Genomic DNA, 14294 nt, shown 5'->3' on the forward strand with positions numbered 1-14294 from the left:
GTCGAGGGGGAGTCTATCAGGGGTTGCGCAGTCTGTCGGCTCAGGACGTTTGGGTCGTTGCGCGATTCTGCTGGTCACGCTGGGCGACCCAGTGTTCGATCAATTCACGCAGTTGTGACAGTTCGACCGGTTTGGCCATGTGTCCGTCCATGCCGGCCTGGCGCGCACGCTCTTTGTGTTCGGCCAGGATGTGGGCGGTCAATGCCACCACGGGGGTACGGACCCGCTGGTTGCCGACTTCCCAGGCACGCAATTGCTGGGTGGCCGAGAAGCCGTCGAGGATCGGCATTTCGCAGTCCATCAGCACCAGGTCGTAACGCTGGGCTTTCATCGCCTGCAAGGCTTCTTCGCCGTTGCAGGCGGTATCCGGTTGCAGGTTGAGCTTGCTCAGCATGCCGCGGATCACCTTGGTCGAAATGCTGTTGTCTTCGGCCACCAGAATGCGGAAATCGCTGGGGACCTTGACCGGCGGGGGCGGGCCGCTTGGCAGTGATTGCGTGACGACCAGGCCTTTGTTGCGTTGGGTCAGTTCGTCGGCCAGGGTGGTCTTGAGGGTGTAGCCGGCCACCGGTTTGGCGAGGATGCGCTTGATCCCGGAGTTACGCGCAATGATCTTGCTCGGCGCATTGCTGATGCCGGTGAGCATGATCAGCAGGATGTCATGGTTCAGGCTCGGGTCTTCCTTGATCTTGGCCGCCAGTTGCATGCCGGTCATGCCGGGCATGTTCTGGTCCAGCAGGACCACATCGAAGTAATCGCGCAAATGCGCCTTGGTGCGCAACAGTGCCAGTGCTTCCTTGCCGGAAGGCGCGGCGCTGACGTTCAGGCCCCAGGCGCTGCATTGCTGCACCAGCACCTTGCGACAGGTGTCGTTGTCGTCCACCACCAATACCCGTGCACCTTGCAGCGGGCCATCGAGGTCGGAGGTCGGGTGTTCGAGGCGATCCGGATCCAGCGGCAGGGTCAGCCACAGGGTGCTGCCCTGGTTGCTGCCACTCTTGATGCCGAATTCCCCTTGCATCAAGCGTATAAGTTGCCGGGCAATCACCAGACCCAGGTTGCCGCCCAGGTGGGTGGCCGACAGAAAATGCCGGCTGTGCAGTTCGGCGTGCATCAGGGCGTCGCGTTCATCGGCGTCCATCGGCTCGCCGCTGTCCTGCACGGCGATACGCAGGCGCGGTTTGGTGTTGCGCTCGTCGAGCGCCACGACGATCAGGATTTCGCCTTCGTCGGTTTTTTTCAGGGCGTTTTCGAGCAGGCTCAACAGGGTCTGGCGCAGGCGTGTCGGGTCACCGCTGATCACTCGAGGCACTTGCGGCTGGATGAAGCTGATCAACTCGACGTTTTGCTGCTCGGCCTTGGCGCGGAAGATGCTCAGGCAGTCTTCGATCAGCGCGTTGAGGTCGAACTGCACATCGTCCAGTTCGATCTGCCCGGACTCGAGTTTGGAAATGTCGAGAATTTCGTTGATCAGTGTCAGCAGCTCGTTCCCGGCGCTGTGGATCGTCTGCACATAGTCGCGTTGCTTGACCGACAGCGGGGTGCCCAACAGCAGCTCGGTCATGCCGAGAACGCCGTTCATCGGGGTGCGGATTTCATGGCTGATCTTCGCCAGGAACTCGGCCTTGGCGTTGACCTCGGCATTGCTGGCCGCCAGGTCGCGGCTGATGCTGAAACGGTCTTCGGTGATGCGGCGCTGGCGCTCGCTCAACGCGATGCTCATCAGCAGGCCGCTGATGCAGATGAATACCAGCAAGGTCGTGATCAGGCCATGGGGTTCGACCAGGGTCAGCCCCAACAGCGCAGGCAGGATGACCAGGGTCCCGAGGTTGAACACCACCATGGCCGCCACGAAGAGACGCGCCGGGCGATAGCCTTTTTGCCAGTGATAGGCGCTGATGAACAGCATGGTCAGGCCAGCCAGGGCTACCAGGCCGTAGGTAATGAAGTTCAGCGGCAAGGTATTGACGAATAGCAGCATCAGGCCGCAAGCGGTGATGAGCAGGACCTCGCCGAGCAGCAACCGGTTCAGCGGGTGCGGCCCGAGCGGGGAGAAGAAACGATAGGCAAGCATCAGGCCGCAGGGCGCCGTCAGCAGCAATGCCAGGTAGGCCCCCGGCGTCTGCAGTGCGTGCCAGTCCGGTAGCCAGGGGCCGGCGAGGTTCAGCAACAGCAGCAGGCTGAGCATCAACAGCCCTTCGCACGTTGCCAGCCAGAGGGCGCTGTGCGAGCGGGTGTAGGCGTAGCGGATGAGGTTGTGCAGGATCAGCATGGCGATGCAACCGAACAGCAGGCCATAGATCAGCGTCTGGTTCTGGTTGGCAGCCGCGATGACCGCCGATTGCAGGGTGATGTAGGGTCGTAACTGGTGGTCGGAGGCCAGTCGCAGGTAGACGTCCAGCGGGCTGTCACTTTGCGGCAGCGGCAGCATGAAGTCGCTGCTGGGCAATGGACGCTCGGATTGGGGCTGTTCGTTGCCTGTGCTGGATTGGTCGATCAGCTTGTCGCCGTCCAGTACGTACATGTTGAACTGGCGCAGGTCAGGCGCGAACAATCGCAGCACCTGTTCGTGCTTGCCCGGTGCAAGCTTGAATCGCAACCATAGCGCCCCATCGGGTTCAGCCGCGGTAATGCGATCGAGTTCGATGGGGCTGAATTGATTGGTGTAGCGTGCGGAACGGATGTCGCTCAGTTGCAGGTCGCCCTGTTCGTCGAGCAATACCGCCCAGCCACTGCCTTGCGCGGCCTGGGCCGGTAGCATGCAGAGCAGGGTCAGCAATGTGACGGTTAAGCTTATGGCAATCCTGAGCCAGCGCACGGCGAAATCCCTTCGATAGGTTGATGCCAGAATATAACGATGCGCGGCGCCGGAATAGCCAGGCAATGAACCGTGTTCATTGCCTGGTGCGGTGTCTACCTTATTCCTGGCTTTCGCCGCGCTCGCGGGCAATGGCGCGGTAGCCAATGTCCTTGCGATAGAAACAGCCTTCCCAGTCAATCGTTGCCGCCAGCTTGTAGGCCTGCTGCTGTGCAGCGTCGACGCTGGCACCCATGGCTGTGGCGCACAACACACGACCACCGGCGGTCACTACCTGACCGTCCTTGAGCGCCGTACCGGCGTGGAAAACCTTGCCTTCCAGTGCGGCGGCTGCATCCAGCCCCTTGATGGCTGTGCCCTTGGCGTAGTCACCAGGATAGCCACCAGCGGCCAGAACGATGCCGACGCTCGGACGTGGATCCCATTGCGCTTCCACTTTATCCAGCGCCTGGGCCAGGGCGGCTTCGACCAGCAACACCAGGCTCGACTGCAGGCGCAGCATCACCGGTTGGGTTTCAGGGTCGCCGAAACGGCAGTTGAATTCGATGACTTTTGGGTTACCAGCCTTGTCGATCATCAGGCCTGCATACAGGAAACCAGTGTAGACGTTGCCTTCTTCGGCCATGCCGCGCACGGTCGGCCAGATCACCAGGTCCATGACGCGCTTGTGCACGTCGGCGGTGACCACTGGCGCCGGGGAGTAAGCACCCATGCCGCCGGTGTTCGGACCGGTGTCGCCGTCGCCGACGCGTTTGTGGTCCTGGCTGGTGGCCATCGGCAGCACGTTCTTGCCGTCGACCATGACGATGAAGCTGGCTTCTTCGCCGTCCAGGAACTCTTCGATGACCACGCGCGAACCGGCATCGCCAAAGGCATTGCCCGCCAGCATGTCGCGCACGGCGTCTTCGGCTTCGGCCAGGGTCATGGCGACGATCACGCCTTTGCCGGCGGCCAGGCCGTCGGCCTTGATCACGATCGGAGCGCCTTTTTCACGCAGGTAAGCCAGGGCAGGCTCGATTTCGGTGAAGTTCTGGTAGTCGGCAGTCGGGATCTTGTGGCGAGCCAGGAAGTCCTTGGTGAAGGCTTTCGAACCTTCCAGCTGCGCAGCGCCAGCGGTCGGGCCGAAGCAATCCAGGCCGCGGCTGCGGAACAGGTCCACAACACCGGCAACCAGCGGCACTTCAGGGCCGACGATGGTCAGGGAAACGTTTTTCTCGGCAAAGTCTGCCAGTTGCTCAAGCGCCAGTACGTCGATGGCAACGTTCTCGCACTTGGCTTCGATGGCGGTACCGGCGTTGCCCGGCGCCACGAACACCTTCTGCACGCGCGGATCCTGAGCCACTTTCCAGGCCAGGGCGTGTTCACGGCCGCCGCTGCCAATGATCAAAACATTCATTTCAAAAACCTCGGATGACGCTAATTCTTGATAGCACCGCTGGGATGCTCTTATGTGGGAGCGGCGGTGCGACGATTCGACTTGCTCGCGAAAGCGGTGTTTCAGTCACATCAATATTGAATGTGCCGCCGTCTTCGCGAGCAAGCCCGCTCCCACAGTTGATCGTCGTATCAGTGGCGGAAGTGGCGCATGCCGGTGAATACCATCGCGATGCCGGCTTCGTCGGCCGCTGCAATCACTTCAGCATCACGCATCGAGCCGCCTGGCTGGATCACGGCAGTCACGCCCGCCTTGGCCGCATTGTCCAGACCGTCGCGGAACGGGAAGAATGCGTCGGAAGCCATCACCGAACCGGCTACCTGCAAGCCGGCATGTTCTGCCTTGATGGCAGCAATGCGCGCCGAGTTCACGCGGCTCATCTGGCCGGCGCCGACACCGATGGTCTGGCGATTCTTGGCGTAGACGATGGCGTTGGACTTCACGTACTTGGCGACTTTCCAGGCGAAGATCAGGTCGTTGATTTCCTGTTCGGTCGGTGCGCGCTTGGTCACCACTTTCAGGTCGTCGGCGCCGATCATGCCGATGTCGCGGCTCTGCACCAGCAGGCCGCCGTTGACGCGTTTGTAGTCCCAGGCAGCGGCGCGGTCAGCCGACCACTCGCCACAGGCCAGCAGGCGTACGTTGGCTTTGGCGGCGACAATGGCGCGGGCTTCTTCGCTGACGCTAGGGGCAATGATCACTTCGACGAACTGGCGCTCGACGATGGCCTTGGCGGTCTCGGCGTCCAGTTCGCGGTTGAAGGCGATGATGCCGCCGAAAGCCGATTCGGTGTCGGTGGCGTAGGCCAGGTCGTAGGCCTTGCGGATGCCGCCTTCGGCGTCAGGGCTGACAGCCACGCCGCAGGGGTTGGCATGCTTGACGATCACGCAAGCCGGCTTGACGAAGCTCTTCACGCATTCCAGTGCAGCGTCGGTGTCGGCCACGTTGTTGTACGACAGCTCCTTGCCTTGCAGCTGGGTCGCGGTGGCGATGCCGACTTCGGCAGGCTTGGCTTCCACGTAGAACGCCGCGCTCTGGTGCGGGTTCTCGCCGTAGCGCATTTCCTGGGCCTTGATGAACTGGCTGTTGAAGGTGCGCGGGAATTCGCTGCGGCCTTCTGTGCTCAGGGTGTCGGCCGCCTGGTTCACGGTGCCCATGTAGTTGGCGATCATGCCGTCGTAGGCGGCGGTGTGTTCGAACGCCTTGAGCATCAGGTCGAAGCGCTGAGCGTAGGTCAGGCCGCCGGCCTTGAGGTTTTCAAGGACGCTGGCGTAATCGCTGGCATTGACCACGATCGCTACGTCTTTATGGTTTTTCGCGGCCGAACGAACCATGGTCGGGCCGCCGATGTCGATGTTCTCGATGGCAGTCGGCAGGTCGCAGCCTGGCTTGTTGATGGTGGCTTCGAACGGGTACAGGTTGACTGCGACCAGGTCGATCGGCTTGATGCCGTGTTCGTTCATGATCGCGTCGTCGATACCGCGACGACCGAGGATCCCGCCGTGGATTTTCGGGTGCAGGGTTTTCACCCGGCCGTCCATCATTTCGGCGAAACCGGTGTAATCCGCGACTTCCACTGCGGCAACGCCGTTGTCCTGCAGCAGCTTGAACGTCCCGCCGGTGGAGAGGATCTCGACGCCCAGGGCTTCAAGCTCCTTGGCGAATTCGAGGATCCCGGTCTTGTCGGAAACGCTGATCAAGGCGCGGCGGATCGGCAGGCGGGTAGTCTGGTCGGTCATCTCAATTTCCATCAAAAGCAAAGGAAGTCAGCAAAAAAGGCGACCGGTTTTACGCGGGCGCCTTTCTGGTTTGATTGAATGCTTACAGCAAATCGTACTGCTTGAGTTTCTTGCGCAGCGTGCCCCGGTTCAGTCCGAGCATCTCGCTGGCCTTGGTCTGGTTGCCCTTGACGTAGTTCATCACGCATTCGAGCAGGGGAGCCTCGACTTCGGAGAGCACCAGGTTGTACACATCAGTGACGGCAGCGCCCTCAAGGTGGGCGAAATAATTGTGCAGCGCCTTCTCGACACTCCCGCGAAGGGTCTGGCCCTCTTCGCTCGGTGTATTGAGGTGCTGTTTCAAATTCACGTTGTCGCTCACGGGTGTTGTTCCACTCACTAAAGTCTCGGTCATCATCGTCATGCGGCCACCCACTCTCCGTCCCCTGTCAGGCTCTTGTAACGCTCGGCGAAAAACGCCCGAACGTTGGCGCATTGTGTATCCGTACCATCCAAACGATTGAAGTGGGCGCGAAACTCCCTGGCGCCCGGCAGGGTTGCGAGATACCAGCCCACATGCTTTCGAGCAATGCGTACACCCATGACATCGCCATAGAAGGCGTGCAGGGCAGCCAGATGCTCTAGCAGGATGCGTTCCACCTCGATCAGTTCCAGCGCCGGGAGTTTCTCGCCGGTACGCAGGAAGTGGTCGATCTCGCGAAAAATCCATGGCCGCCCCTGGGCAGCCCGGCCAATCAACAAACCATCGGCACCGGTCGCGTCGAGCACGTACCGGGCTTTTTCCGGCGAATCGATATCGCCGTTGGCGAAGACCGGAATCGACACCGCCTGCTTGATCGCGGCAATGGTGTCGTACTCGGCAACACCGGTGTACAGGTCGGCACGGGTGCGGCCATGCACTGCCAGCGCCGTAATGCCTGCCTGCTCGGCGATCTTCGCCACCGTCAGGCCGTTCTTGTTGTCCCGGTCCCAGCCGGTCCGGATCTTCAGGGTAACCGGCACATCGACCGCAGCCACGACGGCCTGCAGGATCTCGGTTACCAGGGTTTCATCCTTCAGCAGTGCAGAGCCGGCAGCCTTGTTGCAGACTTTCTTGGCCGGGCAGCCCATGTTGATATCAATAATCTGTGCGCCCATTTCAACGTTGGCACGGGCAGCGTCCGCCAGCATCTGCGCGTCCCCACCGGCGATCTGTACCGAGCGTGGCTCGGGATCACCCGTGTGGATCATGCGCATGCGCGATTTGCGGGTGTTCCACAAACTCATGTCGCTGGTGACCATTTCCGAGACGACCAGTCCCGCGCCCAAGCGCTTGCACAGCTGACGAAAGGGCTGATCGGTGACACCCGCCATGGGGGCGAGAATCAAGCTGTTATGCAATGTATATGGGCCGATGCGTACCGCCGACATAGGACTTCCCTGTTGTGGGGCCGGATCATGAGAGTTCGAAAAAGGGTGGGCATGATACCCGCTCTCGATGACTGGATAAAGGCTGAATTGAACAAAATCTGAACAGTTATTCTGTTATTACCCGTGGTTTGGTTGGCCAGGGGGAGTCAGAAAGCCGACTTCAATCGGGGAGCGATGAAGCGTTTCACTCCGGAGAGTGGAAGCTCAGACTGTAGTTCACGGCCTTGGCGCCGGGGTCGAGAATGTCCAGGGCGATGTGGATCGGCGTCTGCGGAGGCATTTCCGCCATGCCTTCGAGATCGCCATTGAGGTACTCGCCGGGTTTGAAGCGGCGACTGGCGATCAGGTGGCCATTGAGGTCGGCGAAGCGCAGTTCCAGCAGCGGGAAGGGCTGGGAAAAGGTTGCACGGTTATAGATGATCGCATCGACCACCAGCGCGCCATTGAATTCAGGATGGCTGCGCACCACCAGGTTGCTGCTTTTGATTTTTGCAATGTCGACTTTGGAGGGCACCGTGCAGCCGATTTGCGGGCACAGTTGCTGGAACCACGGGCGATATTGATCCTGTCTCGCCAGTTCGTCGAAATGGTAGGCGATGTACTGGCCGGCGAGCGCGCCAGCGGCAATCAGCACCAGCAGCAACCACAACAGCCGTCGGCCCCAGGGCGAGCGGCGTTTTTGCCAGTCCAGTTGCAGCGGGTCGTCGGTCAGGTCTTGCAGCACTTCGGCACGCGGGCCTGCCTCGCTGCGTTCGCGTCGCTTGCGCAACGGTTCGATCGAGGGCAGGTTGTCGTCGATTTCGTTCTCGTCGGCGGCCGACAGGCGTTCGTGGTGCAGTGGCGCATCGAGTGGGTCATGCAAGCGCAACTGGGGTGGCTGCAGTTCGTCGTCGAGATCGACCGGTTCCAGGGACAGCGAAGGTTCGGTGCGCGAGACTTTGCCCGGTTCAACCGTCGGCTCTGGCAATTCAGGGTGGTCTAACGGTTCGTCGACTTGCGCGCGATCGGCCGCCGACTCACTGAACAGGCTGTCGGACCACGGCTCCTCATCATCCTGCCCGGTGCTGTCGCGGCGGGCGCTCAGCGAGTCGTCGCGATGGCGACCGAGCTCGGTGGCCGGCTGGATTTCCCGCTGTTCGAGCCGGGCGAGTTCTTCGTCGAGGTCGAGACTGTCCAGGTCCAGTTCAGTCACGCTCCATTGCTTTTGGCTGATGGCGCGCGGTGCCGATGGCTCGAGCGGTTCGGCAGGCTGCACAGGCGGTAGCGGCGCCGCTACCGGTGGTTCCTTGCCGGCCTGCTCAAGCAATTGCCTGGCGGCATTGAACACCTGCAGGCAGGAGCCGCAGCGAACCACGCCGCGAGCCACGCTCAATTGGGCATGGCTGACGCGGAAGCTGGTTTGGCAATGCGGGCACTGAGTGACGAAGCTATCGGTCATGCGGCATTCCGGATTATGCAGGCGGACATTCTAGCGCCGACGGCCAGTGATGCGCACCCAGCCATCGCGATTGGCGATCGGATCCAGATCGAAGTCCTTGGCGTAGGCGGCAGCGACTTCGTCACCCTGTTCGGCGAGGATGCCCGACAGCGCCAGGCGACCGCCCGACTTGACCAGGCCGGACAGCTGCGGCGCCAGGGAAACCAGCGGGCCGGCGAGAATGTTGGCCACCAGCACATCGGCCTGAACCTGCGGCAAATCTTCCGGCAGATACAGTGGGAACAACTCATCAGCGATGTTATTGCGCCCGGCGTTGTCGCGGGACGCTTCCAGCGCCTGCACGTCGATGTCGGTGCCCACGGCTTCCCTGGCGCCCAGCAACAGCGCGGCGATCGCCAGGATCCCCGAACCGCAGCCGAAGTCCAGCACGTTGCAGTCTTTCAGGTCCTGACCGTCGAGCCATTCCAGGCACAGTGCGGTGGTCGGGTGGGTGCCGGTGCCGAACGCCAGGCCCGGATCAAGCAACAGGTTCACTGCGTCAGGTTCCGGCGCGGCGTGCCAGCTCGGCACGATCCACAGGCGCTGGCCGAAACGCATTGGCTGGAATCCGTCCATCCAGCTGCGTTCCCAATCCTGGTCTTCGATGACTTCGCTGTGGTGTTCAGGCAGCGGGCTGCCGGTCAGCAGCTCCAGGTGGGCCAGTACCGGGCCGGGCTCGGTGCCACCTTCGAACAGGGCCAGCAGGTGCGTGTGCGACCACAGCGGCGTGGTATTGAGTTCCGGCTCGAAGATCGGCTGGTCTTCGGCGTCCATGAAGGTCACCGACACGGCGCCCACTTCAAGGAAAGCGTCTTCATAGGTTTCGGCTTGTTCTGGGCTGATGGCGAGACGTACTTGCAGCCAAGGCATGGCGGGCACCTTTGAAAAATGTTGATTGCAGCCAGGCGGGCTGCGAGAAGGACGCAAGTTTACGCGAGAGCGGGGGTTTTGTGGGAGTCCGCTGTGCCTGTGGGAGCGGGCTTGCTCGCGAATGCGTACTGTCTGTCGCATTGATGTTGGATGTGCCGACGTCTTCGCGGGCAAGCCCGCTCCCACAGGGATTGTGCAAAGCCACCTATCTGATGAAATGTCCAGATACAACAAAGCCGCCCGGAGGCGGCTTTGTCATGTGCCAGCTAAAGCTTAGTGCTTCTCGCCAGCCAGCTTGTGCTCGAGGTAGTGAATGTTCACGCCCCCTTTGCAGAAGCCTTCATCGCGGGTCAGGTCGCGGTGCAACGGGATGTTGGTCTTGATCCCGTCAACCACGATCTCGTCCAGCGCATTGCGCATGCGCGCCATGGCTTCGTCACGGGTTGCGCCGTAGGTGATCAGCTTGCCGATCAACGAATCGTAGTTCGGCGGAACGGCATAGCCACTGTACAGGTGCGAGTCGACGCGAACGCCGTTGCCGCCTGGAGCGTGGAAATGCTTGACCGTGCCAGGGCTCGGCATGAAGGTTTTCGGGTCTTCGGCGTTGATCCGGCATTCCAGCGCGTGACCGCGGATGACCACGTCATCCTGGGTGAACGACAGCTTGTTGCCGGCGGCGATGCTGAGCATCTCCTTGACGATGTCGATGCCGGTGACCATTTCCGAAACCGGGTGCTCTACCTGGACACGAGTGTTCATCTCGATGAAGTAGAAACGACCGTTTTCGTACAGGAACTCGAAAGTGCCTGCTCCACGGTAGCCGATGTCGATGCACGCCTTGACGCAGCGTGCGAGGACTTCCTGACGTGCGTTCTCGTCAATGCCCGGTGCCGGCGCTTCTTCAAGAACCTTCTGGTGACGACGTTGCAGCGAGCAATCGCGGTCGCCCAGATGGATAGCCTGGCCCTGGCCATCGGAAAGAACCTGGACTTCCACGTGGCGTGGGTTGGTCAGGAATTTTTCCAGATAGACCATCGGGTTGCCGAACGCCGCGCCTGCTTCGGAGCGGGTCAGTTTCGCCGAGGAAATCAGGTCTTCTTCCTTGTGCACAACGCGCATGCCGCGACCACCGCCGCCGCCAGCGGCCTTGATGATCACCGGGTAACCCACTTCGCGACCAATGCGCAGAGCGGTTTCTTCGTCTTCCGGCAGCGGGCCGTCAGAACCCGGAACGGTCGGTACGCCAGCTGCGATCATGGCGTGCTTGGCCGATACCTTGTCGCCCATCAGGCGAATGGTTTCGGCTTTCGGGCCAATGAACGCGAAGCCGGATTTCTCGACCTGTTCGGCGAAGTCGGCGTTTTCCGCAAGGAAGCCGTAGCCCGGGTGAATGGCGGTGGCGCCAGTCACTTCGGCTGCGGCAATGATTGCCGGAATGTGCAGGTAGGAGTGGGCGGCCGATGCCGGACCGATGCAGACGGATTCGTCTGCCAGTCCCAGGTGCATCAGTTCCTTGTCAGCCTTGGAGTAAACGGCGACGGTCTTGATGCCCATTTCTTTGCAGGCGCGCAGGATCCGCAGGGCGATCTCACCGCGGTTGGCGATCAGAACTTTTTCCAACTTCGCAGTCATCAAAGGCTCTCCGCGGTTCAAACGATGGTGAACAGCGGTTGGTCGTACTCAACCGGCTGGCCGTCTTCGACGAGGATGGATTCGATCACACCGCTGGTTTCAGCTTCGATGTGGTTCATCATCTTCATGGCTTCAACGATGCACAGGGTGTCGCCTTTCTTCACGGTCTGGCCGACTTCAACGAAGGACGGCGAGGTTGGCGAAGACTTGCGGTAGAACGTACCGACCATCGGCGAACGGGCAACGGTGCCGTTCAGCGCTGGTGCGGCGGCAGCAGCAGGTGCGGCAGCGGCAGCCGGAGCGGCGGCAGCGACAGGCGCAGCAGCCGGAGCATGCATTGGAGCCGGCGCGTAGTACTGTTGAGCCGGGGTCTTGCTATGACGGCTGATGCGTACGGACTCTTCGCCTTCCTTGATCTCGAGCTCGTCGATGCCGGACTCTTCCAGCAATTCGATCAGTTTCTTAACTTTACGGATATCCATGAATCATCAACTCCCAAGGGTCGGTCAGGGGCGGTTAACTTGTTGTTCAAGCTGTTCCAGGGCGGCCTCCAGGGCCAGTCGATAACCGCTGGCGCCAAGGCCGCAGATCACTCCCACCGCTACGTCGGAGAAGTAAGAGTGATGGCGGAAAGGTTCGCGTTTGTGCACGTTGGACAAATGCACTTCGATGAATGGGATGCTCACCGCCAGCAGCGCGTCACGTAATGCGACACTTGTATGTGTAAAAGCTGCCGGGTTGATCAAAATGAAGTCCACGCCTTCGCTGCGGGCAGCGTGAATACGGTCGATCAATTCGTACTCGGCATTGCTTTGCAGGTGCAGCAAATGGTGACCGGCTTCGCGGGCACGGCGTTCCAGGTCCTGGTTGATCTGCGCCAGCGTCGTGGCGCCGTAGGTGCCCGGTTCACGAGTGCCGAGCAAGTTCAGGTTGGGTCCGTGCAGAACCAGTAGGGTCGCCATCGGCTGTTCCTTTATTTTCTGTGAGCAATTGTCAGAACCCGGCGACTATGCCGCAAAGCCTTTGTGACTGTCCAGTTCTCTGCAATAGGCAGCACGATGACCGATGTTTGCGCGAAATATATGACTGCTTGATTAAATGCGGTCATTCGCCCTGGTAACACGTTCGGCGAAGTCCCTGGCGTTGATCTCGCCGATCACCCGCACATCGACGCGTTCGACGCCGTCCTTGCCGAAAAACATCAGGGCCGGGGGGCCGAACAACTGGTAGCGGTCGAGCAAGGCGCGTTGCTCGGCGTTGCTGGCGGTGATGTCGAAGCGGATCAGCCGGTAACCCTTGAGGCGTTCGATGACGACAGGGTCGTCCAGCACCTCACGCTCGATGACTTTGCAACTGATGCACCAGTCGGCATACCAGTCGAGCAGCAGCGGTGTGCCGGAGGAGCGTGCGTCGGCGAGTGCGCGGTCCAGATCGGCTGGCGTGCTGACGGTTTGCCAGGCGCTGGTGGTTTGCTCCTGGCCGCGGTTGTCGACGATGCGAGGCTGGCCTATCGGGTTGAACGGGTCGGTCTGGCCGCTGAACGCGCCGTACCAGCAGGCCAGCCCGTAAAACACCAGGAACATGCCGAGCAGCTGTCCGAGACGTTTGCGTGGTGGTTTATAGACGAACTCCAGCGCCCCCATGAACAGGCCGACACCGCCGGCCAGCAAACCGATCAGCAGCAAGGTGACCTGGCCCGGCAGGACGCGACTGAGCAGGCCGACGGCCAACCCGAGCAACAACACGCCAATCGCGTTTTTCACGTAGACCAGCCACGGACCGCTTTTTGGCAACCAGGCTGCGCCACCGGTGGCCACCAGCAACAGCGGTGCCCCCATGCCGAGGCCGAGCATGAACAGTTTCAGGCCGCCGCCCAGCGCATCGCCACTGGCGCTGATGTACAGCAACGCGCCGGCCAGTGGTGCCGAAACGCAGGGGGAAACCAGCAAGCTGGAGACCACGCCCAACACCGCGGCGCCCCACAGTGACCCGCCTTCGGTGCGACCGGCGATGCGGTCCAGGCGACTGCTGATGGCGTGCGGCAGCTTAAGTTCGAAGACGCCGAACATCGCCAGCGCGAACAGCGCAAAAAACATCGCAAAAGGCACCAGCACCCAGGCCGATTGCAGCCGCGCCTGCAGATTGAGCTGGGCACCGAACAGGCCCATCAGCGCGCCGAGCAGGGCAAAGCACGCGGCCATCGGCAGGACATAGGCCAGTGACAGATTGAAACCGCGCCAGCCACCGACCTGGCCGCGCAGCACCACCCCGGACAGGATCGGCAGCATGGGCAGCACGCAGGGTGTGAACGTCAGGCCCAGGCCCGCGAGGAAAAACAATGCCAGTTCGCGCCAGCTCCATTGAGATGCCGTCGTCGTCGTCGTCGCCGCGCCGCTGCCGTCGATGCTCAGGCGCTCGGTCTCCGGCGGATAGCACAGGCCTTTGTCGGCGCAACCCTGATACGTCACGGCCAGGGTGAAGGCCCGCTGATCGGTGCGCGGTAGTTCGACGTCGAGAATGCCGTGGTACACCTCGACGTCGCCGAAGTACTCATCGTGCTTTTTCTGGCCATCGGGCAGTTTCGCCGCACCGAGCACGACTTCGGCCGGATCGGCGCGAAACTGGAAGCGGTGACGGTAGAGGTAATAGCCTTCAGTGGCGACGAAGCGCAGCTTGATCGATTGCGGCGTGCTTTCTACCAGGCTCAACTGGAAGGCTTCGCGCACGGGCAGGAAGTCGGCGCTGTTGTTGATCGAGCCCAGGGTCGAATTGGGACGATTTTCCAGCAAGCCGGTGGCGCTGGCCGGCAGGGCGAACACTAAAAGCAGCAGGCAGAGCAAACGGCGCATGACGATCTCGCGTATCGGAATTGGGGGGATGATAGCGGACAGCAGCGGGGTGTGCAGGCTGGGA

The 14294-nt window shown here is 61.4% G+C and carries 11 protein-coding genes; all 11 read right to left on the reverse strand.

What is annotated here, in order from left to right; all coding sequences use genetic code 11:
• Positions 1-40: 40 nt before the first annotated feature.
• The 11 genes from BSF40_RS08380 to BSF40_RS08430 all read right to left on the reverse strand — a co-directional run bounded on the left by BSF40_RS08380 (position 41) and on the right by BSF40_RS08430 (position 14230).
• Positions 41-2818 (reverse strand): hybrid sensor histidine kinase/response regulator, encoded by a 2778-nt coding sequence (locus tag BSF40_RS08380; protein ID WP_095964761.1) that lies wholly within the window; start codon positions 2816-2818, stop codon positions 41-43.
• Between the two features lie 100 nt (positions 2819-2918).
• On the reverse strand, positions 2919-4214 hold the full coding sequence (gene purD / locus BSF40_RS08385) for a phosphoribosylamine--glycine ligase (RefSeq protein WP_095964762.1): 1296 nt from the start codon (positions 4212-4214) through the stop codon (positions 2919-2921).
• 170 nt (positions 4215-4384) lie between these two features.
• The gene (purH, locus tag BSF40_RS08390; RefSeq protein ID WP_015093300.1) at positions 4385-5992 is read right to left on the reverse strand and encodes a bifunctional phosphoribosylaminoimidazolecarboxamide formyltransferase/IMP cyclohydrolase; all 1608 of its coding nucleotides are present in this window, start codon (positions 5990-5992) and stop codon (positions 4385-4387) included.
• Between the two features lie 82 nt (positions 5993-6074).
• Entirely contained in the window at positions 6075-6395 is a 321-nt protein-coding gene (fis, locus tag BSF40_RS08395; RefSeq protein WP_015093301.1) for a DNA-binding transcriptional regulator Fis, read from the reverse strand.
• Positions 6392-7402, reverse strand: coding sequence for a tRNA dihydrouridine synthase DusB (gene dusB / locus BSF40_RS08400; protein WP_015093302.1), 1011 nt, complete (start codon positions 7400-7402; stop codon positions 6392-6394). Before dusB ends, fis begins: the two co-directional genes overlap by 4 nt.
• Before the next feature lie 184 nt (positions 7403-7586).
• On the reverse strand, positions 7587-8840 hold the full coding sequence (locus BSF40_RS08405) for a DUF3426 domain-containing protein (RefSeq protein ID WP_095964763.1): 1254 nt from the start codon (positions 8838-8840) through the stop codon (positions 7587-7589).
• A gap of 30 nt (positions 8841-8870) precedes the next feature.
• Positions 8871-9749 carry a 50S ribosomal protein L11 methyltransferase gene (prmA, locus tag BSF40_RS08410; RefSeq protein WP_095964764.1) on the reverse strand — a complete coding sequence of 293 codons (879 nt, stop codon included), beginning with the start codon at positions 9747-9749 and terminating at the stop codon, positions 8871-8873.
• A 273-nt stretch (positions 9750-10022) separates the two neighbouring features.
• On the reverse strand, positions 10023-11381 hold the full coding sequence (gene accC / locus BSF40_RS08415) for an acetyl-CoA carboxylase biotin carboxylase subunit (protein WP_095964765.1): 1359 nt from the start codon (positions 11379-11381) through the stop codon (positions 10023-10025).
• Positions 11382-11398: 17 nt separating this feature from the next.
• Complete coding sequence (gene accB / locus BSF40_RS08420; protein WP_095964766.1) at positions 11399-11863, reverse strand: acetyl-CoA carboxylase biotin carboxyl carrier protein; 465 nt, start codon at positions 11861-11863, stop codon at positions 11399-11401.
• 24 nt (positions 11864-11887) lie between these two features.
• Complete coding sequence (gene aroQ, locus BSF40_RS08425) at positions 11888-12343, reverse strand: type II 3-dehydroquinate dehydratase (RefSeq protein WP_007971361.1); 456 nt, start codon at positions 12341-12343, stop codon at positions 11888-11890.
• 132 nt (positions 12344-12475) lie between these two features.
• The gene (locus tag BSF40_RS08430) at positions 12476-14230 is read right to left on the reverse strand and encodes a protein-disulfide reductase DsbD (protein WP_095964767.1); all 1755 of its coding nucleotides are present in this window, start codon (positions 14228-14230) and stop codon (positions 12476-12478) included.
• Positions 14231-14294: the final 64 nt, after the last annotated feature.

This window comes from Pseudomonas sp. ACN5, from assembly GCF_002303975.1.
GTDB lineage: Bacteria > Pseudomonadota > Gammaproteobacteria > Pseudomonadales > Pseudomonadaceae > Aquipseudomonas > Aquipseudomonas laurylsulfatiphila.

What these genes read in the sequence shown, in the direction of transcription:
- accC (WP_095964765.1), bottom strand. Translation starts at nt 11,381, where the DNA reads ATGACTGCGAAGTTGGAAAAAGTTCTGATCGCCAACCGCGGTGAGATC.
- purH (WP_015093300.1), bottom strand. Translation starts at nt 5,992, where the DNA reads ATGACCGACCAGACTACCCGCCTGCCGATCCGCCGCGCCTTGATCAGC.
- BSF40_RS08405 (WP_095964763.1), bottom strand. Translation starts at nt 8,840, where the DNA reads ATGACCGATAGCTTCGTCACTCAGTGCCCGCATTGCCAAACCAGCTTC.
- prmA (WP_095964764.1), bottom strand. Translation starts at nt 9,749, where the DNA reads ATGCCTTGGCTGCAAGTACGTCTCGCCATCAGCCCAGAACAAGCCGAA.
- purD (WP_095964762.1), bottom strand. Translation starts at nt 4,214, where the DNA reads ATGAATGTTTTGATCATTGGCAGCGGCGGCCGTGAACACGCCCTGGCC.
- dusB (WP_015093302.1), bottom strand. Translation starts at nt 7,402, where the DNA reads ATGTCGGCGGTACGCATCGGCCCATATACATTGCATAACAGCTTGATT.
- aroQ (WP_007971361.1), bottom strand. Translation starts at nt 12,343, where the DNA reads ATGGCGACCCTACTGGTTCTGCACGGACCCAACCTGAACTTGCTCGGC.
- fis (WP_015093301.1), bottom strand. Translation starts at nt 6,395, where the DNA reads ATGACGATGATGACCGAGACTTTAGTGAGTGGAACAACACCCGTGAGC.
- BSF40_RS08430 (WP_095964767.1), bottom strand. Translation starts at nt 14,230, where the DNA reads ATGCGCCGTTTGCTCTGCCTGCTGCTTTTAGTGTTCGCCCTGCCGGCC.
- accB (WP_095964766.1), bottom strand. Translation starts at nt 11,863, where the DNA reads ATGGATATCCGTAAAGTTAAGAAACTGATCGAATTGCTGGAAGAGTCC.